Genomic DNA, 24,496 nt, shown 5'->3' with positions numbered 1-24,496 from the left:
CACAATATGAGTAAAAAGAAATTTAGAAAGAACTTTAAATCACCAGCCAGACCAGAAGATCTAAGTGGGCAGGTAAGAGCAAAAAAACATTTAGGACAACATTTTCTAAATGACGAAAGTATTGCTGAAAAAATTGCTGATACTTTAGCGCTTTCCGGTTATAAATATGTTTTGGAAATTGGCCCTGGGATGGGAGTATTAACTAAATTTCTATTGAAGAAAGATACCGAAGTTCATGTTGTAGAGATTGATACAGAAAGTGTAGAATATCTAAATGCAAATTATTTACAACTGCATGGTAGAATCCACGAACAGGATTTTTTAAAATACGATTTTACTCAGGTTTTTGGAAAAGAGCCTTTCGCAATTACCGGCAATTTCCCTTATAATATTTCTACGCAAATTGTATTTAAAATGCTAGCCATGCGAGATCAGATTCCTGAATTTTCTGGGATGTTTCAAAAAGAGGTAGCAAAACGAATTTGTGAGAAAGAGGGTAGTAAAGCATACGGTATTCTTTCAGTATTAACTCAGGCGTTTTACGACGCTAAATATTTATTTACCGTACCTCCAACGGTTTTTAATCCACCGCCAAAAGTAGATAGCGGTGTATTGCGACTAACGCGTAAAGAAAATTACGATTTGCCCTGTAATGAAGCCCTTTTTTTTAGAGTGGTAAAGATGGCATTTCAGCAACGACGTAAAACCTTAAGAAATAGTTTAAAAAGTCTTAATTTGCCCGATAGTTTAAGGGAAGATACTATCTTTGGCAAGCGACCTGAGCAGCTCAGTACACAAGATTTTATTTCACTTACCTTAAATATCGAGCCATATGCACTTTCAAATTAGCGACCAGCTGATTCAAAAAATTCAATTCCTCATCGAAACAAAAAACGATGAAGAATTGTTATTGCATTTAGAAGATGTTCACCATGCCGATATTGCTGAAATTATTACTGAACTTAGCCTGGACGAGGCTACCTATGTTGTTAAACTTTTAGATAGCGAAAAAACTTCTGAAGCTTTAATGGAGCTTGAAGAAGGGGTAAGAGAACGTATTCTCGACAAACTTTCTGCCAGAGAAATTGCAGATGAGTTGGTGGAGATGGATACCGATGATGCTGCCGATATCATGAACGAGCTTTCGCCAGAGCTTCAAAAGCAGGTGATTTCTGAAATTCAGGATGAGCAACATGCCGAAGATATTGTAGAGCTTTTACGATATCCCGAAGATTCTGCGGGTGGTTTAATGGCCAAAGAACTTGTTCGAGTTAAAGAAAACTGGAGTGTTACTGGCTGTATGACCGAGATGAGAGCGCAAGCTGAAAACGTGACCAGAGTACATTCAATTTATGTAGTAGATCACAAGAATCATCTTAAAGGTAGATTATCTCTTAAAGATCTACTAACCGCGCCTAGCAATGCTAATATTCGTGATATTTATATACCTAATGTAGATTATGTAAATGTGCATACAGAAGGTGAAGAAGTCGCCAGAATAATGCAGAAATACGATTTAGAAGCTATTCCTGTTATAGATGAAATGCGCAGATTGGTTGGCCGAATTACGATCGATGATATTGTAGATTTTATCAAAGAAGAAGCCGAGCGTGACTATCAAATGGCTGCCGGTATTTCTGAAGGTGTAGAGGCAGATGATAATATTTTTAAGCAAACAAGAGCACGTCTCCCATGGTTATTAATCGGGATGTTTGGAGGATTAGGCGCCGCCGGGATTATTAGCGGATTTCAGGATACCATGTCTGTTTTTCCTAAATTGTTATTGTTTGTTCCATTAATCCAGGCAACTGCCGGGAACGTTGGTGTACAGTCTAGTGCTATCGTAGTGCAGGGATTAGCCAATGGAAGTTTAAAAGGAAATATAATTGCTAAACGCTTGGTTAAAGAAATTTCATTGGCCTTGTTAAATGGTCTTTGTATCGCTTTAATTGTTTTTGGTATAAGTCATTTTGGCTTTGGTACAAGTTTTAAAGAATCTATAAGCGTTGGTATTGCATTAATTGCGGTTATACTTCTTGCTGCTATGATTGGCACAATTATTCCAATAATTTTAGATAAAAATAAAATTGATCCCGCTGTAGCTACCGGGCCATTTATCACGACCAGTAATGATGTTTTTGGTATTCTTACCTATTTTTTAATCGCGAAAGCCATTCTTGGTTTTTAAGAAATTTCCATATTTCTTCCTCATATTGCTGGCATTGCTTAAATTTGCAGGTTATTGTATTGGTTGAATATGACACTTCCCTATTTTCAACAATTTCATTTAGAAAGCAGATTTAGCTTTATAATTACAGCTAAATCTGTCACAACTTTAGATTCTATTTTTTTCAGAAAACTATTGAAAAATGTAAAATATCTGGTTTCTAGATTTTTTGCTGAAATGCTGGTGCGATTCAAACAATAGCCAAAACAAAATATTAATAAAAAACGATTAAAATGATCATTTTACACGCTGATACCAATCATCCAAGTTTGATGAAGTTATTAGCAGATGCAGGGCATCACAATATTGAAGGGTTTTCACAAAGCCGAGAAGAGACCTTACAAAATCAACATTTATATGATGGGATTGTAATAAGAAGTAGATATTCTATCGATAAAGATTTTCTTGATGCAGCACCTAATCTTAAGTTTATTGCTAGAGTGGGAGCTGGATTGGAAAATATAGATGTGGAATATGCAGAAGAATGCGGAGTTAAATTATTTTCTGCTCCTGAAGGGAATCGAAATGCTGTGGGAGAACACACTTTAGGTATGTTACTTTCTCTTTTTAATAAGCTAAATAAAGCTGATAGAGAAGTGAGAGAAGGACTTTGGAATCGTGAAGATAATCGTGGTATAGAGTTGGACGGGAAAACTGTAGGTATCATAGGTTACGGTAATATGGGGAAGGCTTTTTCAAGAAAATTACGAGGTTTTGACGTAGAAGTACTTTGTTATGATATTAAAGAAGATGTAGAGGATAGTAACGCTACGCAGGTAGATTGGGAAGAATTCACCCAGAAATGTGATGTAGTAAGTTTGCATACTCCATGGACCGAGCAAACAAACAAAATGATAAATAAAGATTTTATAGAATCTTTTCAGAAACCATTTTGGTTTGTTAATACCGCTCGTGGAAAAAATGTAGAAACTGAAGATTTAGTAGAAGCATTAAAATCAGGAAAAGTATTAGGAGCAGGATTAGACGTTCTAGAATACGAAAAAGCATCTTTTGAAAGTTTATTTGCCAATAAGAAGAATGTGGCTATAAGCGCAGGAGAATCCTTGCCTGAAGCTATGCGAGAGTTAATGTTTATGCCAAATACCATTTTGAGTCCGCATGTTGCAGGTTGGACGCAGGAATCTCATGAGAAATTGGCAACAGTAACCGCTAATAAAATTATCGATGCTTTTGGTAAAGGAGAACACTAAGAATAAGTTATAAGCTTTTTAAATGTTCAGCTGCCTGAGATATTAAATATTTCAGGCAGTTTTATTTTATAACATTTTGTAAGACAATATATTTCTTCATGTTGCGGTAGCAATGCTTAACAATTCAGAAACAAAGAGTCCAAGAATGCTTTCTATTTTCGTGAGAAACACCACTTTTTTAGTAATTTATTCTTAGGAATTTAAATCTGTAATGTATCACTGAATTAAAAGGCATGAAAAATATTCTTGTGTTATGTACTGGTAATTCTTGTCGCAGCCAGATTGCCCATGCATATTTAAAATATTTTTCTTTTAAAAAAGCAAACATCTATAGTGCGGGGATAGAAAAACATGGTATAAATCCCAAAGCCATAGCTATAATGCAAGAAGACGGGATAGATATTCGTGAGCATTCTTGCAATCTTATTGATGAGTATTTAAATATAGATTTCGACTTTATTATTACCGTATGTGACCATGCGAAAGAGTTTTCTCTCGATATTTTCTCTAAGAAGGCTGTTAGAATGCATAAAAACTTTAAAGATCCTTCAAAAGTAAAAGGAGATAATCAAAAAATATATGACGCTTTTGAGACGACGAGAAACCAAATAAAAGATTATTGCCGATCTTTCGTAAAGGAAAATCTTTAAACAAAAAAAAGAATGGCGTACCATTCTTTTTTCTTTATCTAATTTAAATTAGAGGTTTATCCAATTCCACTAAGTTCTATTAAGGCCTGTTTTACCGGAGTTTCACCTTCAACGGCTTGATAACTCATATTTTTAGTAAGCGGATCTGCTAAAGACATTACCAATAAAAAGGCGACATCATCTCTAGAAATTTCTCCGTACTCCTCAAGTTTTTCAGCAACTTTTACCCGAGCGCGTCCCATTTCGTCATTTAAACTTCCGGGTTGTACGATGGTAAAAGGCATTCCACTGGCACGAAGATGATCGTCTGCTTTTTTCTTAGCTCTTAAATAATGTTCCAAATCTCCACCATCTTCCGGGCTGTCTGTACCCATAGAACTTAGCATCACAAATTTTTTCACGCCGCTTGCTTTAGCGCCGTCAATCATTTTAATTGCTCCTTCTTGGTCTATTGCGGTCGTCTTTTCTGGTCCTGTGCTTCCGCCAGATCCAGCAGCAAAAATTACTTTGTCCACACCTTTAAAAGCATGAGATACATCTCCTTCTAAATCGGCCAAAATACTTTCTACCCCCATATCTTCAAAGATTTGCCTTTGCTCTTCTTTTCTGATCATAGCCATAGGGCTAAAACTCTCAGAGTTGTTTAGTATTTCGATAATTCTTTTTCCTGTAGATCCGGTTGCACCGGCGATCAATATATTTTCCATTTTTTTCTTTTCTGTTTTCGAGGAATATAATAATTGAAATAAAATTTACCTAAGCTGCAATAGGGAATAACACGAAATTAACAGCTGGTAATAATTATTGATTCTGATTATGTTTTTCTTCCAGTTCTTTTTGCAGTTCTTCCATAACCGGTTTAACGGTACTTTCAGGGATATCGGCAATTCTAATATACATAAGGCCATCCACAGCGTTATTGAATAGCGGATCTACATTAAAAGCGACCACCTTTGCATTCTGTTTGATGTATTTCTTGATAAGCACTGGTAGACGAAGATTTTCCGGTTCAATTTCATCGATAATTTTATCGAATTTGTTTAAATCGGCTTCACTTTTATCGAATACAATGTCCTTATCTGCATCTTCCAAAATGACCTTAAATTCTTTTTTTGGTCGAATGTATTGCGCAATATAAGGGTCGTAATAATTGGATCGCATAAACTCAATCATCAAAGACTTAGAAAAGTTTGAGAATTTGTTGCTAATGCTAACTCCGCCAATAAGATATTTATGTTCTGGGAATCTAAGGGTGCAGTGCACAATACCTTTCCAAAGTAAAAAAAGAGGCATAGGTTTTTGCTGATAATCTTTAATGATAAAAGCTCTACCCATTTCTATAGATTCACTCATCATTTTATAAAGTTCTGGCTCAAATCTAAAAAGATCCTGAAGGTAAAAACCGTTAACTCCATATTCTTTAAAAATTTCAGATCCCATTCCCATTCTATAAGCTCCGGCTACTTTCTTTGCTTCATTATCCCAAAGGAACAAGTGATAGTAATAATCATCGAAAGGATCTAAATCAACGGGATTATTAGTACCTTCTCCAATTTCACGGAAGGTTATTTCTCGTAATCTACCCAGTTCCTGAACGATATTTGGGATAACTTCTCGCTTAGCTAAAAATACCTCGTAGTTTTTAGACATCAGCAATCGCTTGTCCATTTTTCGGCAATTTTCAACCTCAGCTTCCATGAGCTCAGATTTTGTTTCCGAAGCAATCTTTTTAGGCGTTTTAGGAAGTTTTAATGAATGCGGAATTTTCTCGAAAAGTTTCTTCTTTTCAAACACGTTTGCGAGCATATAGGTTTTACGACGTAGGTAGGCCGTAAATGTTTCTAGATCTTTGTGCTCTAACTGGTCTTCTACTGAAATTGGATTGCCAATACGAACCTTAATTTTTCTACGTTTTTGTGAAAGCATTTCACTGGGCAATTTTGCCGTTCTAAGTACATCGCTCATCGACGCAAGTCGGTAGAAAAAAGTACTGTTTTTCGCATGAAAATAAATAGGTACTACGGGAACTTTTGCCTTTTGTATAAGACGCATTGCAACGGGCTCCCATGGTTTGTCCACAATCAATTTTTCGTCTTTGTAAGTAGAAACTTCACCCGCAGGAAAAATACCCAATACATGGCCTTCTTTTAAATGAGAAATCGCTTCTTTTATGCCACCCACACTTGATTTTGCATCTTTGTGAGTTTCAAAAGGATTCACCGGCATAATGTAAGGTCGCAAAGGATCTAAGCGATGTAGCAAAAAGTTGGCGATGATTTTGTAATCGTCCCGCTGCTCTAATAAAAGTTTCATTAATATCATACCATCAATTCCTCCTAAAGGATGGTTAGAAATGGTGATAAAAGGACCGTTTTTTGGAATACGCTTTAAATCCTTTTCAGGAATATCAAATTTGATTTCGAATGCTTCTAAGATAGAATCGATAAACTCAACTCCTTTAAGATCTTTTCGTTTTTGATATTCTTTATTGAGTCTGGAGAGTTTTGTTGTTTTTAAGATCATCCAACCTGCTGAGGTTCCCAGAAAACCTAGTTTATCCAGATTCATTACTCTGGCGACTTCATTAGCGGTTATAAATCCCATTGGTTAGTTGGTTTTAATCAAATGTACAAAGATAGGTAATAAGGTTTTAACAATCTGTCACCATTTGTACGGTGTTATGCGTAAGTTGTTTTAAAAGTACCTTTTTTCCTTTTTCTACGGAAGTAATTGCTTTTTCATCAAAATGACGAATAGTATACAACGAAACTCCAGTTTGATAATTAACGCGAAATTTTGCTTTTAAGTGTTGAATTAGTTTTTCGAGCTGGTTGAATTTGTTATCTACACATACCGAAAAACTGATGGCGGAATTCTGAATAAGATCAACCTTCATTTGATATTGGTGGAATAGCTGAAATACTTCACTAATATTTTCTTCAACCATAAACGAGAAATCTAAAGAAGATAAAGAAATAATTGCCTGATTTTTCTTTACAATAAAGCAAGGCATCTGCGGAACTACCGCGCAGCCATTGCCACGGCAAACTTTTGTTCCCTCGTTTTCTGGATGGTAAAAAGACTTCACAAAAAGTGGAATCTCCTTACGCTGTAAAGGTTGTAATGTTTTAGGATGAATTACCGAAGCGCCATAAAAAGCAAGTTCGATCGCTTCTTCATAAGAAATCTGGTTCAGCAATGTAGTTTCAGTAAATTCACGAGGATCGGCATTTAAAACTCCGGGAACATCTTTCCAGATAGTTACGCTTTCAGCATTTAAACAATAAGCAAATATCCCAGCGGTATAGTCGCTACCTTCACGACCTAAACTAGTGGTGAAATTATTAGTATCTGAACCTATAAAACCCTGGGTGATCGTTATGGTTTCAGGATTAATTTCAGCAATAATTTTTTTCTGAGTAATTTCCCAATTCACCTGCGCATCGCGATAGGTGCTATCGGTTTTAATAAATTCTCGGGCGTCTATCCAGGTATTTTTAATTCCATTTAGCGATAAGAATTCACTAACAATAGTTGTAGAAATTAATTCCCCAAAACCTATAATCTGGTCGTAAACAAAATCGTATTGTACGGATTTATTATGCTGAAGAAAATTGGTAAGATTCTCAAAAAAATGATTTATTTTTTCGAGAACTGCGGCTTGCTTATTTTCAAATAAAGCATTGATAATATTGAAATGAAAAAGCTTCAGATGGTCAATTTCTTCCTCTGGAGAACTTCCGGCTAAATATTTTAAAATGATCGCTTCTAGCGCATTGGTGGTTTTACCCATTGCTGAAATTACAATCAATTTATCTGGATTATGGTGTTTCTCCAGAACCTTTAAAACATTTTTTACGCCTTCTGCATCTTTTACAGAAGCTCCTCCAAATTTGAAGACTTTCATTCGCTATTTTTGTATGTTCTTTTTAATAACACTTTCATTCATGTGAACCGTAAACCAATTCTTTTTAATATCAGCTCCGGTATTTTCATAGAATTCGATCGCATTTTTATTGCCTTCAGAAACTACCCATTCTACACGTTTTACGCCATGTTCATAGCCGTATGTTACAACTTGATTATATAGCGCTCCACCTAAACCAGTGCCTCGCATACTTTCAGTAACAATAAGATCTTCTAAGTGCACGGTACGACCTTTCCAGGTAGAAAACCTAAAATAAACTAATGCCATACCTACAATTTTGCCATCTACATCGGCAACAAAACATTTAAAATTACCATTGTCAAAACCTTCGGTTTCTAAATCTTCTACCGATATTTCTACTTGATCTGGCGCATTTTCGTGTTTGGCTAGTTCCATAATCAATTCTAGCACCTGGGGCATATCTTCCCTTTTGGCTTCCCGTATCTGATATTCCATAATTTTTAGTTTGGTTGCAACAAAAGTAGCAATAAGCTTTTAGAAGCTCCTATGTTTTGTGGGACTTTGCGTTATATTAACTCCTTTTGCTGCAAAAATATTGCATTGCAGCCTCGTCCATTTGCACGGTTCTCCACTCATCAAAAACAGTTGCGCCACTGTTTTTATAAAATTCAATTGCATTAGTATTCCAATCTAATACGACCCATTCTGTTCTTTTGCAACCCTGCTCTTTAGAATATTCGATTACTTTGTTGTATAAGGCGCTACCAAGTCCTTTGCCGCGATATGCTTCACTAACTACCAGATCTTCTAAATGAATAGTTTTCCCTTTCCAGGTAGAATAACGATAATAAAATAAAGCCATTCCTTCAATTTTACCATCGGCTTCAGCTATAAAGCATTCAAAAAGCGGGTGCTCACCAAATCCATCTCTTTCTAGATCTGCTACAGAAACTTCGACAGCATCTGGCTCTTTTTCAAATTCTGCTAATTCTTTAATTAGTCTAAGTACCGCTGGCATATCTTCCTTTGCAGCCTTTCTAACTTCAATTTTCATATTAGAGATTTTTTGGTTAAAGTTTTTATTTGTGTTAAAACGTTTACGAAAACGTTGTAAGGTGGCATTTTTTCAATAAATTTGATAACAAACTACTGTAAATCAAAATGACTAAAACCAGACCAACGCTCGGTGAATTTATCATCGACAATCAACAAGATTTCCCATACTCGACGGGAGAATTATCAAGATTAATACGTTCCATTCGTCTAGCTGCAAAAGTAGTAAATCACGAGGTAAATAAAGCAGGACTTGTAGATATAACCGGAGCGGTAGGAGAGCAAAACATTCAGGGTGAAGATCAGCAAAAGTTGGACGTTTTCGCCAACAAAACCTTTATTCAAACTCTTACCAATAGAGAGATTGTCTGCGGAATTGCTTCTGAAGAAAACGACGAGTACATCACAATTGCGGGTAGCCGAAAGGATCACAAGAATAAATATGTGGTGCTGATGGATCCTCTTGATGGAAGCTCAAATATTGATGTAAATGTATCTGTAGGAACGATATTTTCTATTTATCGCCGAGTAACGCCGATTGGAACTCCGGTAACTTCTGAAGATTTTTTACAGCCCGGAAATTTACAGGTGGCTGCAGGATATATTATCTACGGAACTTCAACAATGCTAGTGTACACCACTGGACACGGAGTAAATGGTTTTACTTTAAACCCGGCTTTAGGATCTTGGTATCTTTCGCACCCAAATATGAAATTTCCTGAAAAGGGAAATATTTATTCCATCAACGAAGGAAATTATGCCCATTTCCCAACGGGTGTAAAAAAATATATCAAGTACTGCCAGGAAGAAGAAGGCGATCGTCCTTATACTTCAAGATACATTGGTTCGATGGTTTCAGATATTCACCGTAACATGATTAAAGGTGGTATTTATATTTATCCAAAAAGCTCTAAACACGAAAAAGGAAAACTTCGACTACTATACGAATGCAATCCTATGGCTTTTATTGTAGAACAAGCTGGTGGAAAAGCCAGTGATGGCTACCAACGCGTAATGGATATTATGCCTACAGAATTGCATGAGCGATCGCCAATTTTCTGCGGAAGCAAAAAAATGGTAGAAAAAGCAGAAGAATTTATGAAAGAATATGAGGATTAATCCTGCTTATCTAACAAGTACTGGTAATCATCAAAAGAAAGCTGCCCACTAAAAATTTGGATAGATCTTTTAATTATAGTTTCTGAAGCCTGGCTGGAAAAACCAAGACCAATAGCATAACGTTTAATCAGTTCGGCTTCTTCCTCATCTATTAAATGGTCTGCAAAAATGATTCTGAATAAATCGTGAAGGCGTTCCAGTCTTCGCTCGGTATCGTGCGAAGGAGTAAGAGGGTAAGCTTTGGGATTTTCTAATACTTTTTGGTATTCACTCTCTGTGATATCTAACTTTCTAGCGAAGCGTTTTAGCAATTCTTCTTCTTCAGCGTTAATATCACCGTCTATAGCCGCAAGGTTTACAATTGCAGCAAAATGGCTTAAATTTCTTAAATGCTCTCCCGAGCCGAATAAATCTGAAAATGACATATTTAGGGATTTTGCCAGCAAATATAAATAAAGGCTTTAAAATTTAGCTGAAAAATTAGTTTTTTCACAAACCGAACATTTCCTAATCTTTTCCTAATCGTTTTTTTGAGGTTCAGAATTTAACTAATTTCATTTATTACGGCACTTCTTCTAAATTTATTTGGAGCTTTTAAATAAAGTTAGATGCTGTTTTAAAAAATAAAAATTCAATGTCCACACCTTTACTAGCTTTTAATGATAACGGAATTTACTGTGCCCAAGCCGATGTATACCTCGATCCGTGGCGAGCGGTAGATAAAGCAATTATATCGCATGGACATGCCGATCATTCCCGATGGGGACATAAAAAATATATTACCCATCATAGTAATATCCCGATTATAAAACATCGATTAGGTGATATTAACGTTAGCGGAAAAGATTGGAATGAAACTTTTACGATTAATAACGTGAAGTTTTCTTTCCATCCTGCTGGTCATATTATAGGTTCGGCTCAAATTAGAGTAGAACACAAAGAAGAGGTTTGGGTATTTACCGGTGATTATAAAACCGAAGATGATGGCGTGGCAACTCCTTACGAACCGATAAAATGTAACACTTTTATTACTGAATGTACATTCGGGTTACCGGCTTTTAAATGGCAACCGCAAGAAGAAGTTTTTGCTGAAATTAATAACTGGTGGCAACAAAATAAATCGGAAGGAAAAACATCGGTAATTTTTGGCTATTCGTTAGGGAAAGCACAGCGAATATTAAAATATTTAGATACCTCAATCGGTAAAATTTATACGCATGGTGCGATCGAAAATATGACAGAAGTGTTACGCCCACAACTCGAAATGCCAGAAACTACCAGAATAACTCGTGACGTAAAAAAAGAAGAAATTAAAGGAAATATAGTAGTGGCACCACCTAGCGCGCACGGAACACCGTGGATCAAAAAAATGGTGCCCTATGTTACTGCATCGGCGAGTGGTTGGATGACCTTTCGGGGAGCTAGAAGACGTAGAGCTATCGATCGTGGTTTTGTGCTTTCAGATCATTGCGATTGGCAAGGTTTATTGTCTTCAATTAAAGAAACAGGAGCCGAAAAAATTATTTGTACGCACGGATATACCGATATATTTTCAAAATATCTTAGAGAGCTTGGTTATGATGCACGAACCGAGCAAACGCAATATGAGGAAGAAAACGCAGAGCAAACTTCTAAAACCGAAGACGAATGAGACAGTTTGCAGAATTGATAAAAACATTAGATACCACTAATAAAACAACGCTAAAAGTTGAGGCATTAACCAAATACTTCAATAATGCTCCCGATCGAGACAAAGTTTGGACAATTGCAATTCTTGCACATCGCCGACCGCCAAGGCCAGTAAATACTACTTTAATGCGCGGTTGGGCTTCAGAAATTGCAAATATTCCACTTTGGTTGTTTGAAGAATCTTATCATATTGTGGGAGATTTAGCGGAAACCATATCACTGGTTATTCCGCCTTCTGAGGCATCTTCAGAAAAAAGTTTAAGTCAGTTTTTACAGGAAATCATCGATTTAAAACCAAAATCTGAAGAAGAGAAAAAAGAATATCTAAAAGAAAATTGGCTCAGTTTAAATTATTACGAACGTTTTGTGTTTACCAAACTGATCACGGGAAGTTTTCGAATTGGAGTAAGTCAGAAGTTAATGACGCGTGCGCTTTCTAAAGCAACCAGTATCGACGAAGATATTTTAGCTTATAAATTAATGGGCAATTGGAATCCGGCGAAAACAACGTACACCAAACTGATTTTAGAAGAAAATGAAGAGGATTTTTTATCGAAACCCTATCCATTCTATCTAGCTTATGCAATCGAAGATAAACCTGAATATCTAGGTGATGTAAGCGAATGGAGTGCCGAGCATAAGTGGGACGGCATAAGATCGCAGGTAATTGTTCGAAATAACGAATTATTTGTGTGGAGCCGTGGTGAAGAATTGGTTACCGATAAATATCCGGAGTTTCAAAAGTTTGTGGGAGTAATCCCAAACGGAACAGTGATTGATGGTGAAATTTTGCCTTTTCCAGATGGTGGAATAGGAACTTTTAAAGATTTACAAACTCGAATTGGACGAAAAACCATTTCAAAAAATCTACTAAAAAAAACACCGGTTATCCTTAAAGCTTATGATGTATTAGAATGGGAGGGTGAAGATATTCGGCAAAAGGCTTTTCAGGATCGTAGAGTGATTTTAGAAAAACTATATACCGAAGTAAAATCGGATGAATTACCCTTGCATTTATCGCATACTATTCAGTTTAAAACTTGGGAAGAAGCCGCTGAGGAAAGAGAACGATCTCGAGAAGTGAAATCGGAAGGTTTAATGCTGAAGCGCTTGGATTCTCCTTATCTGGTCGGCCGGAAAAAAGGCGATTGGTGGAAGTGGAAAGTCGATCCATTAACTATCGATGCTGTGCTTACTTATGCAATGCGTGGTCACGGTAGGCGAAGTAATTTGTTTACCGATTATACGTTTGGATTATGGGACGAAGAGAAGGAAGAACTGGTCACTTTTGCCAAAGCTTATAGCGGTTTAACCGATGCTGAATTTCGGAAACTTGATGCCTGGATTAAGAAAAACACTTTAGAACGTTTTGGCCCGGTTCGAAGTGTGGCTCCACATCACGTATTTGAAGTTGCTTTTGAAGGAATAGCCGAATCAAAACGTCATAAAAGTGGCGTGGCCACAAGATTTCCAAGAATTCTGCGTTGGCGAACCGATAAAAAAATTGAAGAGGCTAATACGTTGGAAGATTTAAAAGCTTTAATCCCGTAGCGATAGATAGTCGAAATTAGATAATTTCAGGATAGATTTTAGAATGAAGAGACAGGAACTTTTGAAAATTGCTGAAGATTGGTTTACCGATCAGGCTTGGAAACCATTTAAATTTCAGAAGGATACCTGGAGAGCTTATCTGCAACAAAAAAACGGACTCTTAAACGCACCTACCGGAAGTGGAAAAACCTACGCGCTGTGGGTGCCCATTGTGCTGAATTACATTAAAAATAATCCGGATTATAAAACAAAACATAAAAAAGGGCTAAAAGCCATTTGGATTACACCGCTTCGTGCACTTTCTGTAGAAATTGAACAAGCTGCTGAACGATTTGCTAATGGATTAGGAACAAATTTAACTGTCGGAATTAGAACCGGCGATACTTCGCAAAAAGAACGGGCAGCACAAAAAAAAGCGATGCCCGATTTACTGATTACCACTCCGGAAAGTTTGCATCTTTTATTATCATCTAAAAACTACGATAAAACCTTCAAAATTCTGGAAGCCATTGTAGTTGACGAATGGCATGAACTTTTAGGTAGTAAACGTGGCGTTCAGGTAGAACTGGCTTTATCGCGATTAAAAACGGTTTCAAAAAAGCTTCGAATTTGGGGAATTTCAGCAACTATCGGGAACCTTCAGCAAGCCAGAGAAGTATTGTTGGGACCGGAATCTGAAGCGCTTCAGCATTCAGAGTTGATCAAGGCGAATCTTCAAAAACAGATAAAGATAAAATCGATAATCCCGGAAACTATGGAGAAATTTCCGTGGCGCGGGCATATGGGCTTACATTTAATCGATGAGGTGGTGCCGATCATCAAAAATTCAAGAACAACACTGCTTTTTACCAATACAAGATCGCAATGCGAGTTATGGTTTCAGAAACTTATAGGTAAATATCCGGAATTTGCAGGCGAGCTGGCCATGCATCATGGGAGTATCAATAAAGAAACGCGACTGTGGGTAGAGCAGGCAATTAGAAACGAAAGTCTAAAAGCGGTGGTGTGTACGTCGAGTTTAGATTTGGGAGTCGATTTTGCGCCGGTAGAAACGATAGTCCAGATTGGCGGCCCAAAAGGGGTGGCTCGATTTTTACAGCGTGCCGGGCGTAGCGGTCACCAACCCGGGAAAGAAAGTGTGATCTACTTTTTACCTACGCATGCGATTGAATTGATTGAGGCTTCAGCTTTGCAAAAAGCTGTGGAGAAAAAAGCGGTAGAAGATCGGATTCCGTATTTACTAAGTTTCGATGTTTTGGTGCAGTATTTAACAACTTTGGCGGTTTCTAACGGATTTTTTCCTAAGGATATTTATCCTGAAATAAAATCGACTTTTTGCTTTCAGGCAATTACTGAAGACGATTGGCGATGGATTCTCAATTTCATCACAAAAGGCAGTCAGAGCTTGCAAGCCTATGATGAATACAAAAAGATTGAAATTGAAGATGATGGTAAATTTAAAGTGAATCATCGTGGTGTGGCGATGCGTCACCGATTACAGATTGGTACAATCGTCAGCGATGCAATGCTGAGTGTAAAATATATGAAAGGCGGTTATATTGGAACGATCGAAGAATGGTTTATTTCGAAATTAACGCCCGGTGATGTATTTACCTTTGCCGGTCGGAATCTGGAATTGGTTCGGATTAAAAACATGCAGGTTTTAGTAAAAAAATCGAAGAAGAAAACGGCAAAAGTACCCAGTTGGATGGGCGGGCGCATGACCTTCTCTGCCCAGATGAGTGAATTGTTACGTGAAGAAATGTATTTAGCTTCAGAATATGATCCGGCTACCGGAAAATCTGAAGAACTCTCGGCATTAACAGGGATTTTCGAGCGTCAAAAAAAGGAATCCATAATCCCTAAAAGCGATGAATTTTTAATTGAAACCTTTAAAACTCGCGAAGGTTATCATGCTATTTTTTATCCGTTTGAAGGCCGATTTGTACACGAAGCTTTAGGAAGTTTACTAGCCTATAGGATCAGTTTATTGTCACCCATTTCATTTTCTATTGCTTTTAACGATTATGGATTTGAGTTACTGAGTGATCAGGAAATCGATATGCAACAGGTGTTGGATAATAATCTTTTTTCTGCGGAATATTTAATGGATGATCTTTATAAAAGCTTAAATGCTACGGAAATGGCGCGCCGAAAGTTTAGAGACATTGCTGTAATCGCCGGTTTAGTATTTACCGGTTATCCTAATAAGGTCGTTAAGAGTAAACATTTACAATCTAGCTCGCAATTATTATTTAGTGTTTTTAAAGATTATGAAGAAGATAATTTACTCTATTTGCAGTCATTTAGAGAAACTTTTGAGCATCAATTAGAAGAAGGACGATTGCGAGAAGCTTTAGAACGGATCCATCATCAAAAAATCGTGTGGCGAAATTGCGAAAAACCAACGCCATTTTCTTTTCCAATTATTACCGATCGATTACGGGAAAAACTGTCTTCAGAAAAATTAGAAGACCGAATTCGAAGAATGATGAAAAGTTTGGAAGGGTAAGGTAACTAGTAGTTAGAATTTAGATGGCTTCGCTGTTAGAAATTAGAGTTTAGGCAGGAGAAGATAGATGCAATGATTCTAGCTAAGAACATTTTTCAGATCTTGTCTGCCGATTATAGTCATAATTTCAACAAGATCATTGTTAACGCGGTAAAAAATACTATCTGATCCGCAAACACATCTGCGATAATCTTTCTTTATGAAATCTAAAGCTTCAAATGAGTAAGGGTTGTTTGCAATGATATCGAAATATTCAAATAGCTTATAAAAATATGTATCAGCTTGTTTCATGCCGAATTTCGAGACACCGTATTGATGAATTCGAATTATATCTTCTTTTGCTTTGTTACTAAGTCTATAATTTGCCATCTAATATGGCTTTAGATTGCGCTAAGATATCTTCTTTACTATCTGATGTAAATCCGCTTTGTTCAGCTTTTTCAAGTTTAGCAATTATCCAATCAATTTTAGCTTGTTGTTTTCTGGCCTGTCTTATCAGATCATTGACGATCTCGCTTTTGCTTGAATATTCTTTACTTTCTACCTGGCTTTTCAGCCATTCATCATTAGGTTCTGTTAAGGAAATGCTCTGTCTAGACATGGTGCGTTTTTGATGTAAAATTACATCAAAAATTTTATATTGTCAATATTAGGCTTAAAGCTGACAGGTTCTATCTAAAATACTGTCCATCGTAAACCTTCAAATTGTAAACTCAACTCTATTTCTTCAAACTTTGATTTACCTTATTTCTAACCAATTCTGTAGTAATTCCGAATAAAAGATGCGCTATAAATTCGTTCGCTTGCATTTTCATTGGTACATCGGTAGGTTTGTCTTTAAGACCCATAAGCGGTAAAGAAGTTTGGTGGGTAGAAATCCATGTTGAGGTTCCCATTATAATGCCTTCAGCGATATTCAATCCGTCTTTATTCTTTTTTCCGTAACCATATGCGGCTCCAACGCTGGCTCCTACAGGGAAATTTACCAGTTGTTCAGCAAGTTCTTCATTCTGAACGCTAATTGGTGTTCCCGTAATCTTGGTAGATAGATCGTCTATAATTTTAAGTTGAGCACTTCGATTTTCAGCTTTTCTAACTGGTAAAAAATATTCAACCAAACTTTTAACCGCACCTCCTGCGAGTCCGCCAATAGCTCCTGCTACGACACTTCTGGTTGTTGGATTATTTATTGTAGGGTTATTTTTGATCGTATCTAAAAACATAAAATTGGTTTTATTGCTCTACTGCTGAACTTCAATTAAGGCTCTTCAATATTAAGATAATAAAGCTATCTAATAAGTGGCGCTTCTGCAATCATTTAACAATCATTTGACAACAACTGCTTAAAATGTTTTACATTTAGGATATGAGTACAAAGGAGAATTTGAATGTAGCGATAATTCAGGCAAATCTGGAATGGGAAGATGCTGCCGCTAATCGAAGTCTTTTCAGTAAAAAGATTGAAGCTTTAAGCGATTCCGTAGAGCTTATTGTTTTACCCGAAATGTTTACCACAGGTTTTAGTATGAATGCTGAAAATCTTGCTGAAGAAACTGATGGGGAAACCTTACTTTGGATGAAGGAATATGCAAAAAAGAAAGATGCAGCAATTACCGGAAGTGTAATAATTACTGAAAATGGTGATTTTTATAATCGATTACTTTTTGTTTTTCCCGATGGTTCTTACCAAAAGTACGATAAACGCCATACGTTTACTTTAGCTAAAGAGGATAAAATTTATTCAAAAGGTAATGATCGTTTGATTGTTGAGTATAAGGGCTGGAAAATTTGTCCGCTTATTTGTTACGATCTTCGATTCCCAGTTTGGTCAAGAAATACTGAAGATTACGATTTGTTGATTTACGTAGCCAACTGGCCTGAAAAAAGAGTGGCAGCCTGGGATGCACTTTTGAAAGCCAGAGCCATAGAAAATATGAGTTTTTGCATCGGTGTAAACCGAGTAGGAGAAGATGGTAACGATGCTGTTTACAATGGTCACAGCGCAATTTATGATTGCCTCGGAAAGATTTTAACCGAAGAAAATGCCGAAACTGAATTCTCGAAAGAAATCTGTTTAGATAAATCTTATCTTCAAGATACCAGAAAACAGTTTAAGTTTTTAAATGACCGTGATCAATTTAAGTTAATCTAAATAGAACGGAGGAATAACTTTGTCCCAACTTGCACGAACCGAAAGTGTATCGGGATAGTAACTAATTTTTTCAGGCTTTCGTCTTTCTAACCAGCTACCGGTATCCCAATATCCATTTTCATTTTTATCGTAGATAATTCTTAGAAAATAATCTCCGGCATTTAGATGTTCAAAAGTAAAATTTGTGCCTTCAGTTAAGGTTTGCTTTTTTACTAATTCTCCTTTTAGAGTGGTAAGTTCTATAATAATAGGATAGCTTCTTACATTGCGAAGCGACATGATTAGGCTTCCGTAGTCTGATAAAGGTTTGGTGGTTAACTTCTGATTTATAGTATCGTTTTGATCTCCAAATAGATCGGTTAGCGTTCCCGGTAAAGCTTTGAAATAATACGTGTCTTCCGGTTCCTTTTCAAAATTAATTTCTAATTGGTTTTCTAAATATCGAATTTCAGAAGTAAAAGGAACTTCAATAGAATCTTTGTTGAGAATCGTAATTAGCGCATCGTTTTTTTCAACTAAAGGCGTATTTGCTTTCAGTAAAAATGGTTGCTTGTATTCTATGTTTCCAGAAGGCTCTGGACTTACATTTAAAGAATCTCTTTCTAATTGTGCCATTCTTATATAAACGGTGTCGCGCTGGCGTGGCGTTACAACTTCTAAAGAAACACTGTCGGTTTCTATAGGATCTCTAAACCAGTAGTAAAGCGTGTCGGTTTTGGCATCGCGTGTAATTCTGGATACCGGTGCATCCATTGGCGGATATAAAAAATTAAGTTCTAAATCGTCCAAATTCGGCATGCCTTGATAGCCAATTAGCAATTGTCTTCCTTTAAAAAGTTTAGGTCTTTTAACCTCGAAAGCTAATTCTTCCTGAAAAATAGAAAGCGTATAAACGCTATCGGTAGGTATTGTGATTGGGTGTTCTAAAAATCCAATTTTGTCTTTTCCCGGGTTAAATTTGTAGTTATCATTATCATCAAGAATGGCGACCATTTGATATTTGCCGGCTTTTAGGTTTTCTAAATCAAAGTTTACGCTACTGTCCCTGGTATAACTTACATATCTGGGAATATCTTTATAAACTACAGAATCTGTATACGTACTATCCATTTCGTAAAGAAAAATGGAAACAAATTCTGGCGTTTCTTTTAAATAGGCATCTTCAATAAATCCTGAAACCTCAAGAGAATCTATGTAATCTCCGGTACTAAAAACATATTTGAAATATGGATAAGGGTTCCCTTCGTTATTATCTACAATGCTTTTCCCAAAGTTAATAGCATAAGTGGTATTTTCTCTTAGCGTGTCACCAATTTCAATTCTTACATCTTTTCTTGCCTGCCCCAAGGGAAGAATATTTGGTTTAGGATCCATTGGTGGAGAAATGATGATTTGTTGCTGAGGATTTTCAAGCTTTATATATTCATTGAACAAAATTCTAATTTCTTCAGCCTTAAAATTAGTGGTATAATTTTCGGGATTAGCTCTTATAAAACGTGGCGGTTCTTCATCTATAGGACCACCCTCTGGCATTCCTTTTTTAGCACACCGCACTACAGATGTGATTATAATTGTAAAAAGAATAAATTTGATAAGCTTCCTGTTCATCTTCAAAAGAGCTATAATTTCTTCAAAAATTAGATTAAAAATCGTCCCGCAAAGAAACGATTATTTTAAATTTAAACGTAACAATCATACGGTAATTGCCATAGTAGCGATACTGATCTTTATTTTTTCTGAATAGCGTAAACAATTAATACAAGCTTCTAAAGTGGCTCCTGTAGTTAGAATATCATCTACTAAAAGAATGTGTTTTCCTGAAATTACTGATGGCTCTTTAAGCTGAAAAGATTCTTCCATAAGATTCCATCGTGATATTCGATTTTTTAGTGCCTGCTTTTTTGAAAAACTTGTTTTTAGTAAAAGATCATCGCGATAAACGGCATCCAGACTTTTTGCGATTTCTTTACCAAAACCTTCTACCTGATTGTAGCCGCGTTCTTTTAAACGTTTTTTATGTAGTGGAACCGGGATCACCAGGTCAATTTGCTTAAATCTTGGCGTGTTTTTAAGAATTTCGCCTGTCCATCGTCCTAAAAAATGGCTTATTTCAAATTGTCTCTTATATTTGAGGTTATGAAGCAAGGTTTGCACCATGCCCTTTTTACGAAAAAGCAGTAGTGAATACGCAGCGTTAATTTCAGCTCTACCATAAAATACTTTATCGGCCTGATTCACGTTATTAGGTTGGTAATTTGTTACGGGAAGTTGATGTAAGCAAGAGGTGCAAATCACTTTTTCATGATTTAATAATGGCCTGTCACAGCAATTGCAGGTGATTGGATAGAACAGGTTTATAAAATCGTGAAACATTTGTTAAGCGGTTGTGGTGAAAAGCCTTAAACCTCTAAATTTATAAAATATTAAAAACTTTATGATGACTGAAAAGAAGAATAATACTGCATTGAAGATTCTTATTGGTGTTTTAGCGGTTGCCCTGGTGGCGCTAACTATTTATACTGTTAGATTCTATAATGAAGAAAAGGAAAATAAGGTAATTCTTCAGAAGGAAAAAGCGGCGATAGAAAACGAGCTGAATGAACTTATAGTTAAGTATGATCAGGCCATCGATGAAAATGAAATCATGGATCAAAATCTAGTGAATGCTAGAGAGCGGATTAATCGCTTATTAGATTCGGTTAAAGATTATGAGGCAAATCTTGTATTGATTACCAGATATCGAAGAGAGATTAGCAACCTTAAAGCAGAAAAAGAGAGATTATTTAGGGTAGTGGATAGTCTAAGTGCGCAAAATCAGCGTATGGCCATGACCATCGATAGTACACAAACCGAGCTTTCACAAAAAACAAGACTTTCTGATTCCCTTCAAACCAGCAATCAGAGTTTAGCTAACAAAGTAGACAGAGCTTCACAATTAAAAATAACAAGTTTGCGAGGAGAAGGTGTAATTGTTAGAAATAGCGGTAAAATTGTGGAAAATGACCGTACAAGAAGGATCGATCAAATAAGAACATGTTTCACTATTACAGCAAACGATCTTGCTGAAGCTGGAGAGAAAAATCTTTATGTACAGGTTTATAATCCTGAAAATGATTTGGTTGGCGATAAGATTCCGGTCGCCCATGATGGTGGAGTAATGGTATATAGTGCGCAGAGTACGGTGTATTATGAGAATGAAGAATTAGACGTATGTATTCTAGCTAATACTGTTGAAGAAAAATTGCTAGAAGGAAACTACAAGGTTTATGTTTATAACGATGCAGCATTAATTGGTACCGCTTCTTTTAGCTTAAGATAAGAAACTCAAAATTTTACAGACCGCCATGAGTTATATCATGGCGGTTTTTTTATTTTTGCTGTATGGCAAAACAAGAAGATTTATTCAAAAACGTAATATCCCATGCCAAAGAGTATGGGTATATTTTTGCGTCTAGTGAAATATATGACGGATTAAGCGCTGTTTATGATTATGGTCAAAACGGTGCTGAATTAAAGAAAAACATTAAAGAATATTGGTGGAAAAGCATGGTGCAATTGCATCAAAACATTGTAGGCATCGATGCCGCAATTTTGATGCATCCTACAACCTGGAAAGCTTCTGGGCACGTAGATGCATTTAATGATCCGCTAATAGATAATAAAGACTCTAAGAAGCGTTATCGAGCCGATGTTTTGGTGGAAGACTATGCTGAAAAAATCAATCAAAAAGCACAAAAAGAAATTGCGAAAGCTAAAAAGCGTTTTGGTGATGATTTTGATGAATCCCAATTTGTAGCAACCAATCCAAGAGTACAACGCTACAAAGCTGAAGAAAAAGAAATTTTGGAGCGTTTGGCAAAATCTTTAACTGAAGAAAATCTCGCTGATGTAAAAGCTTTGATTGAAGAGTTAGGAATTGCTTGCCCAGAGAGTGGTTCTAAGAACTGGACTGATGTAAAACAGTTCAATCTAATGTTTGGAACTAAGCTTGGAGCTTCAGCAGATAGTGCAACAGATCTGTATTTAAGACCTGAAACGGCACAGGGTATCTTTGTGAATTTTGCTAATGTTCAAAAAACCGGAAGAATGAAAATCCCTTTCGGAATTGCACAAATTGGTAAAGCCTTTAGAAATGAAATTGTTGCGAGACAGTTTATTTTCCGCCAACGTGAGTTTGAGCAAATGGAGATGCAATTTTTTGTACGTCCTGGAGAAGAACTTAGTTGGTTCGAAAAATGGAAAGAGACGCGTCAAAAGTGGCATGCTTCTTTAGGTCTAGGAGATGATAAATATCGCTTCCACGATCACGAGAAGTTAGCACATTACGCCAATGCAGCTACCGATATTGAGTTTGATTTTCCTTTCGGATTTAAAGAATTAGAAGGAATACATTCAAGAACCGATTTCGATCTTAAAGCGCACGAAGAACATTCTGGTAAGAAACTTCGTTTTTATGATCCAGAGCTGAAAGAGAAGTACGTGCCATATGTAATCGAAACCTCTATTGGTTTAGATCGTATGTTCTTAGCCGTATTTTCTGCTTCATTACAAGAAGAAGATCTTGGTGAAGGGAAATCGAGAACAGTTCTTAAGTTACCGGCGGTTTTAGCGCCAACGAAAGCAGCGATTTTACCATTGGTTAAAAAAGATGGTTTGCCAGAATTAGCGCAAGAAATTGTAGAAGAGCTTAAGTGGGATTTTAGAGTGCAATATGATGAGAAAGATGCTGTGGGTAGACGTTATCGTCGCCAGGATGCGGCAGGAACGCCATTATGTATTACTGTAGATCACGATTCTTTGAAAGACAAATCGGTTACGGTACGTTATCGTGATACGATGGAACAAAAACGAGTTCCAATTACAGAATTAGCTTCGATTATCGATCAAGAAGTGAATTTTAAACACTGGTTGAAAAATGCGAAGTAAATAAGTCATTATTATAAAAGAAAAAAGACGGTTTTAAACCGTCTTTTTTTATGCTTTGTTGTTCTCTGAAATTATTCAGGATTTGCTTCTTCTCTAATTTCTTTGATTCTTTCATCTAAGAATCTAAGTCCAACATTTTCAGTATTAATAAGATCAAACAATTCTAACGCTCTACGCATCGTTTGTTCTTCTTCCATCTGCTCTTTTACATACCACTGTAAAAAGTTTTCAGTAGTAAGATCACGTTTATTTCTGCATTCATAAATAATATTGTGAATGCTTTTTGTAATGGCGATCTCTTGATCTAATGCGGTTTCGAAAATTTCTTCTAAAGAAGTAAAATCGTGATTAATATTTGCTACTTCAGGAGAATATGCTGTTCCACCATTATCATTTATAAAGTGAAATATTTTCATCATATGGTCACGTTCCTCTTTAGATTGCTCATAGAAGAATTCAGCACTATATACTAGTCCGTTGTGATCGCACCAAGAGGCCATTGCAAGATAAGCGGCAGAAGATTGTGCTTCCTGTTTGATCTGTTTATTTAATAGATCTAAAACATCTACATGTATTAGTAGATTTTGTCTTACAAGGTCTTTCATAGGTTTAAATTTTATGTAAAAATACCTAAAAAAGAAGTAATTAGCTAATAGGATGGTTAATTTAGAAGTAGTCTAATATCAAGCAAGAACTGAGTTGATTTCCATCATAGCGAAAGTTCCGCTGATTAAATCTCTCAAATCGAGGACCTCATATGTATTGAAGACAAAAAGATGTTCGCGATTACAAAGGCTTAATACTTCTAGCCCATGTGGATTTATTCCGTTTAAATGATTTTCGATTTGGATTGCATTCAACTTATGTCGAAAAGCTAGTAATTGGCAAAAGGTAAACTTTACCGTTTTATGCCCAAAGTCTATGTAAAACTTTCGGTTATGGTCGCATTGGCTTGCAACAAAGAATTTGGATGTATAAATCGTATTCATTTGTGGCCAAAATTAATTTTAATTTAGAATAAATCCAAATATCAAATCTTAATTTGTCGACTAATTTGTTGATTTAACGAAATAAAGGTTTCTGTACGGGAAACACCTTCGATACCTTGAATGTTTTTATTCAGCACTTTCATTAAGTGTTCGTTGTCTTTGCAAAGTACTTTTATAAAAATAGACCAGTTTCCGGTTGTGTAGTGGCATTCGATAACCTCAGGAATTTCTTTAAGTTTATTAACAGCAAGTGGGTTACTTACTGCTTTGTCTAAGTAGACTCCAACATATGCCATGGTTTTATAGCCTAATAACTTTGGTTCTATAATAAGTCTGGAACCTTCTATTAGCCCAGATTTCTCTAGTTTTCTTAGTCTTTGGTGTACTGCTGCTCCAGTAATTCCTATGTTTTTAGCAATTTCTAAAATTGGCCTTTTGGCGTCTTCCATAAGAAAGTTAAGAATGGTTTTATCGATACCATCGATAACAACATTTTGATCTATAATCTTCATTTGGTTGTAGTTATAA

General features: G+C 36.2%; 24 protein-coding genes. 11 read left to right on the top strand and 13 right to left on the bottom strand.

Features of this window, described 5'->3' with window-relative positions; genetic code table 11:
* Window positions 1-6: 6 nt before the first annotated feature.
* The 4 genes from rsmA to PBT89_RS15605 all read left to right on the top strand — a co-directional run bounded on the left by rsmA (window position 7) and on the right by PBT89_RS15605 (window position 4,088).
* Window positions 7-849 carry a 16S rRNA (adenine(1518)-N(6)/adenine(1519)-N(6))-dimethyltransferase RsmA gene (gene rsmA / locus PBT89_RS15620; RefSeq protein ID WP_270062646.1) on the top strand — a complete coding sequence of 281 codons (843 nt, stop codon included), beginning with the start codon at window positions 7-9 and terminating at the stop codon, window positions 847-849.
* Window positions 833-2,188, top strand: coding sequence for a magnesium transporter (mgtE, locus tag PBT89_RS15615; protein WP_270059993.1), 1,356 nt, complete (start codon window positions 833-835; stop codon window positions 2,186-2,188). Before rsmA ends, mgtE begins: the two co-directional genes overlap by 17 nt.
* A gap of 272 nt (window positions 2,189-2,460) precedes the next feature.
* A complete protein-coding gene (locus tag PBT89_RS15610; RefSeq protein WP_270062645.1) occupies window positions 2,461-3,438 on the top strand; it encodes a 2-hydroxyacid dehydrogenase in 978 nt (325 codons plus the stop codon).
* Between the two features lie 233 nt (window positions 3,439-3,671).
* Window positions 3,672-4,088 (top strand): arsenate reductase ArsC, encoded by a 417-nt coding sequence (locus PBT89_RS15605; RefSeq protein WP_270062644.1) that lies wholly within the window; start codon window positions 3,672-3,674, stop codon window positions 4,086-4,088.
* 56 nt (window positions 4,089-4,144) lie between these two features.
* Here PBT89_RS15605 and PBT89_RS15600 read toward each other — a convergent pair whose 3' ends face one another.
* From PBT89_RS15600 to PBT89_RS15580, 5 genes are all read right to left on the bottom strand, one after another.
* Window positions 4,145-4,795, bottom strand: a complete 651-nt coding sequence (locus PBT89_RS15600) for an SDR family oxidoreductase (RefSeq protein ID WP_270062643.1) — start codon at window positions 4,793-4,795, stop codon at window positions 4,145-4,147.
* Window positions 4,796-4,889: 94 nt separating this feature from the next.
* Entirely contained in the window at window positions 4,890-6,692 is a 1,803-nt protein-coding gene (locus tag PBT89_RS15595; RefSeq protein ID WP_270062642.1) for a lysophospholipid acyltransferase family protein, read from the bottom strand.
* 46 nt (window positions 6,693-6,738) lie between these two features.
* A complete protein-coding gene (locus PBT89_RS15590; RefSeq protein ID WP_270062641.1) occupies window positions 6,739-7,995 on the bottom strand; it encodes an aspartate kinase in 1,257 nt (418 codons plus the stop codon).
* Window positions 7,996-7,998: 3 nt separating this feature from the next.
* The gene (locus PBT89_RS15585) at window positions 7,999-8,472 is read right to left on the bottom strand and encodes a GNAT family N-acetyltransferase (protein ID WP_270062640.1); all 474 of its coding nucleotides are present in this window, start codon (window positions 8,470-8,472) and stop codon (window positions 7,999-8,001) included.
* A gap of 76 nt (window positions 8,473-8,548) precedes the next feature.
* Window positions 8,549-9,031, bottom strand: coding sequence for a GNAT family N-acetyltransferase (locus PBT89_RS15580; protein WP_270062639.1), 483 nt, complete (start codon window positions 9,029-9,031; stop codon window positions 8,549-8,551).
* Window positions 9,032-9,138: 107 nt separating this feature from the next.
* Here PBT89_RS15580 and fbp point away from each other — a divergent pair, with 107 nt between their 5' ends.
* On the top strand, window positions 9,139-10,149 hold the full coding sequence (gene fbp / locus PBT89_RS15575; RefSeq protein ID WP_270060001.1) for a class 1 fructose-bisphosphatase: 1,011 nt from the start codon (window positions 9,139-9,141) through the stop codon (window positions 10,147-10,149).
* On the opposite strand, the gene PBT89_RS15570 is transcribed toward fbp, so the two are convergent.
* Window positions 10,146-10,574 carry a TerB family tellurite resistance protein gene (locus tag PBT89_RS15570; protein ID WP_270060002.1) on the bottom strand — a complete coding sequence of 143 codons (429 nt, stop codon included), beginning with the start codon at window positions 10,572-10,574 and terminating at the stop codon, window positions 10,146-10,148. The two genes, fbp and PBT89_RS15570, sit on opposite strands and share 4 nt — an antisense overlap.
* A gap of 209 nt (window positions 10,575-10,783) precedes the next feature.
* On the opposite strand from PBT89_RS15570, the gene PBT89_RS15565 reads away from it, so the two are divergent.
* From PBT89_RS15565 to PBT89_RS15555, 3 genes are read left to right on the top strand one after another with little or no spacing between them, the layout of a single operon-like run.
* Window positions 10,784-11,800 carry a ligase-associated DNA damage response exonuclease gene (locus tag PBT89_RS15565; protein ID WP_270062638.1) on the top strand — a complete coding sequence of 339 codons (1,017 nt, stop codon included), beginning with the start codon at window positions 10,784-10,786 and terminating at the stop codon, window positions 11,798-11,800.
* Window positions 11,797-13,389, top strand: coding sequence for an ATP-dependent DNA ligase (locus PBT89_RS15560; RefSeq protein ID WP_270062637.1), 1,593 nt, complete (start codon window positions 11,797-11,799; stop codon window positions 13,387-13,389). Before PBT89_RS15565 ends, PBT89_RS15560 begins: the two co-directional genes overlap by 4 nt.
* A 43-nt stretch (window positions 13,390-13,432) precedes the next feature.
* The gene (locus PBT89_RS15555) at window positions 13,433-15,901 is read left to right on the top strand and encodes a ligase-associated DNA damage response DEXH box helicase (protein WP_270062636.1); all 2,469 of its coding nucleotides are present in this window, start codon (window positions 13,433-13,435) and stop codon (window positions 15,899-15,901) included.
* A 78-nt stretch (window positions 15,902-15,979) separates the two neighbouring features.
* Here the strand turns inward: PBT89_RS15555 and PBT89_RS15550 are convergent, their stop codons facing one another.
* The 3 genes from PBT89_RS15550 to PBT89_RS15540 form a co-directional block, all read right to left on the bottom strand.
* Window positions 15,980-16,270, bottom strand: a complete 291-nt coding sequence (locus PBT89_RS15550) for a type II toxin-antitoxin system RelE/ParE family toxin (protein WP_270062635.1) — start codon at window positions 16,268-16,270, stop codon at window positions 15,980-15,982.
* Complete coding sequence (locus tag PBT89_RS15545; RefSeq protein WP_270062634.1) at window positions 16,257-16,502, bottom strand: ribbon-helix-helix domain-containing protein; 246 nt, start codon at window positions 16,500-16,502, stop codon at window positions 16,257-16,259. Before PBT89_RS15545 ends, PBT89_RS15550 begins: the two co-directional genes overlap by 14 nt.
* Before the next feature lie 118 nt (window positions 16,503-16,620).
* Window positions 16,621-17,124, bottom strand: coding sequence for a DUF1440 domain-containing protein (locus PBT89_RS15540; protein WP_270060006.1), 504 nt, complete (start codon window positions 17,122-17,124; stop codon window positions 16,621-16,623).
* A gap of 143 nt (window positions 17,125-17,267) precedes the next feature.
* Here PBT89_RS15540 and PBT89_RS15535 point away from each other — a divergent pair, with 143 nt between their 5' ends.
* Window positions 17,268-18,053, top strand: coding sequence for an amidohydrolase (locus PBT89_RS15535; protein WP_270062633.1), 786 nt, complete (start codon window positions 17,268-17,270; stop codon window positions 18,051-18,053).
* Here the strand turns inward: PBT89_RS15535 and PBT89_RS15530 are convergent.
* Together PBT89_RS15530 and PBT89_RS15525 are read right to left on the bottom strand one after the other, a co-directional pair.
* Window positions 18,045-19,661: an Ig-like domain-containing protein gene (locus tag PBT89_RS15530; protein ID WP_270062632.1), complete on the bottom strand. Its 1,617-nt coding sequence runs from the start codon at window positions 19,659-19,661 to the stop codon at window positions 18,045-18,047. The genes PBT89_RS15535 and PBT89_RS15530 overlap by 9 nt on opposite strands.
* An 84-nt stretch (window positions 19,662-19,745) precedes the next feature.
* Window positions 19,746-20,426 carry a ComF family protein gene (locus tag PBT89_RS15525; protein WP_270062631.1) on the bottom strand — a complete coding sequence of 227 codons (681 nt, stop codon included), beginning with the start codon at window positions 20,424-20,426 and terminating at the stop codon, window positions 19,746-19,748.
* A gap of 61 nt (window positions 20,427-20,487) precedes the next feature.
* Between PBT89_RS15525 and PBT89_RS15520 the strand changes: the two genes are divergently transcribed.
* Window positions 20,488-21,372: a hypothetical protein gene (locus tag PBT89_RS15520; RefSeq protein ID WP_270060010.1), complete on the top strand. Its 885-nt coding sequence runs from the start codon at window positions 20,488-20,490 to the stop codon at window positions 21,370-21,372.
* A 62-nt stretch (window positions 21,373-21,434) separates the two neighbouring features.
* Entirely contained in the window at window positions 21,435-22,979 is a 1,545-nt protein-coding gene (locus PBT89_RS15515; protein ID WP_270062630.1) for a glycine--tRNA ligase, read from the top strand.
* Between the two features lie 71 nt (window positions 22,980-23,050).
* Here the strand turns inward: PBT89_RS15515 and PBT89_RS15510 are convergent, their stop codons facing one another.
* Together PBT89_RS15510 and PBT89_RS15505 are read right to left on the bottom strand one after the other, a co-directional pair.
* Window positions 23,051-23,584, bottom strand: a complete 534-nt coding sequence (locus PBT89_RS15510; protein ID WP_270060012.1) for a ferritin — start codon at window positions 23,582-23,584, stop codon at window positions 23,051-23,053.
* 425 nt (window positions 23,585-24,009) lie between these two features.
* Window positions 24,010-24,480 carry an Lrp/AsnC ligand binding domain-containing protein gene (locus PBT89_RS15505; protein WP_270060014.1) on the bottom strand — a complete coding sequence of 157 codons (471 nt, stop codon included), beginning with the start codon at window positions 24,478-24,480 and terminating at the stop codon, window positions 24,010-24,012.
* Between the last annotated feature and the right edge of the window lie 16 nt (window positions 24,481-24,496).

Origin of the sequence: Zunongwangia sp. HRR-M8, assembly GCF_027594405.1 — a bacterium.
In the GTDB taxonomy this organism is placed as follows: Bacteria; Bacteroidota; Bacteroidia; order Flavobacteriales; family Flavobacteriaceae; genus Zunongwangia.
The sequence above is the reverse complement of the archived record's forward strand: the minus strand, read 5'-3'. Positions and strand labels throughout refer to the sequence as shown.

Bases quoted from the DNA above. Each gene is read 5' to 3' on its own strand.
- PBT89_RS15610 (WP_270062645.1), top strand. From the start codon at position 2,461: ATGATCATTTTACACGCTGATACCAATCATCCAAGTTTGATGAAGTTA.
- PBT89_RS15550 (WP_270062635.1), bottom strand. From the start codon at position 16,270: ATGGCAAATTATAGACTTAGTAACAAAGCAAAAGAAGATATAATTCGA.
- PBT89_RS15525 (WP_270062631.1), bottom strand. From the start codon at position 20,426: ATGTTTCACGATTTTATAAACCTGTTCTATCCAATCACCTGCAATTGC.
- mgtE (WP_270059993.1), top strand. From the start codon at position 833: ATGCACTTTCAAATTAGCGACCAGCTGATTCAAAAAATTCAATTCCTC.
- fbp (WP_270060001.1), top strand. From the start codon at position 9,139: ATGACTAAAACCAGACCAACGCTCGGTGAATTTATCATCGACAATCAA.
- PBT89_RS15570 (WP_270060002.1), bottom strand. From the start codon at position 10,574: ATGTCATTTTCAGATTTATTCGGCTCGGGAGAGCATTTAAGAAATTTA.
- PBT89_RS15595 (WP_270062642.1), bottom strand. From the start codon at position 6,692: ATGGGATTTATAACCGCTAATGAAGTCGCCAGAGTAATGAATCTGGAT.
- PBT89_RS15580 (WP_270062639.1), bottom strand. From the start codon at position 9,031: ATGAAAATTGAAGTTAGAAAGGCTGCAAAGGAAGATATGCCAGCGGTA.
- PBT89_RS15515 (WP_270062630.1), top strand. From the start codon at position 21,435: ATGGCAAAACAAGAAGATTTATTCAAAAACGTAATATCCCATGCCAAA.
- rsmA (WP_270062646.1), top strand. From the start codon at position 7: ATGAGTAAAAAGAAATTTAGAAAGAACTTTAAATCACCAGCCAGACCA.
- PBT89_RS15510 (WP_270060012.1), bottom strand. From the start codon at position 23,584: ATGAAAGACCTTGTAAGACAAAATCTACTAATACATGTAGATGTTTTA.
- PBT89_RS15555 (WP_270062636.1), top strand. From the start codon at position 13,433: ATGAAGAGACAGGAACTTTTGAAAATTGCTGAAGATTGGTTTACCGAT.
- PBT89_RS15565 (WP_270062638.1), top strand. From the start codon at position 10,784: ATGTCCACACCTTTACTAGCTTTTAATGATAACGGAATTTACTGTGCC.
- PBT89_RS15520 (WP_270060010.1), top strand. From the start codon at position 20,488: ATGATGACTGAAAAGAAGAATAATACTGCATTGAAGATTCTTATTGGT.
- PBT89_RS15590 (WP_270062641.1), bottom strand. From the start codon at position 7,995: ATGAAAGTCTTCAAATTTGGAGGAGCTTCTGTAAAAGATGCAGAAGGC.
- PBT89_RS15560 (WP_270062637.1), top strand. From the start codon at position 11,797: ATGAGACAGTTTGCAGAATTGATAAAAACATTAGATACCACTAATAAA.
- PBT89_RS15600 (WP_270062643.1), bottom strand. From the start codon at position 4,795: ATGGAAAATATATTGATCGCCGGTGCAACCGGATCTACAGGAAAAAGA.
- PBT89_RS15605 (WP_270062644.1), top strand. From the start codon at position 3,672: ATGAAAAATATTCTTGTGTTATGTACTGGTAATTCTTGTCGCAGCCAG.
- PBT89_RS15535 (WP_270062633.1), top strand. From the start codon at position 17,268: ATGAGTACAAAGGAGAATTTGAATGTAGCGATAATTCAGGCAAATCTG.
- PBT89_RS15545 (WP_270062634.1), bottom strand. From the start codon at position 16,502: ATGTCTAGACAGAGCATTTCCTTAACAGAACCTAATGATGAATGGCTG.
- PBT89_RS15530 (WP_270062632.1), bottom strand. From the start codon at position 19,661: ATGAACAGGAAGCTTATCAAATTTATTCTTTTTACAATTATAATCACA.
- PBT89_RS15540 (WP_270060006.1), bottom strand. From the start codon at position 17,124: ATGTTTTTAGATACGATCAAAAATAACCCTACAATAAATAATCCAACA.
- PBT89_RS15505 (WP_270060014.1), bottom strand. From the start codon at position 24,480: ATGAAGATTATAGATCAAAATGTTGTTATCGATGGTATCGATAAAACC.
- PBT89_RS15585 (WP_270062640.1), bottom strand. From the start codon at position 8,472: ATGGAATATCAGATACGGGAAGCCAAAAGGGAAGATATGCCCCAGGTG.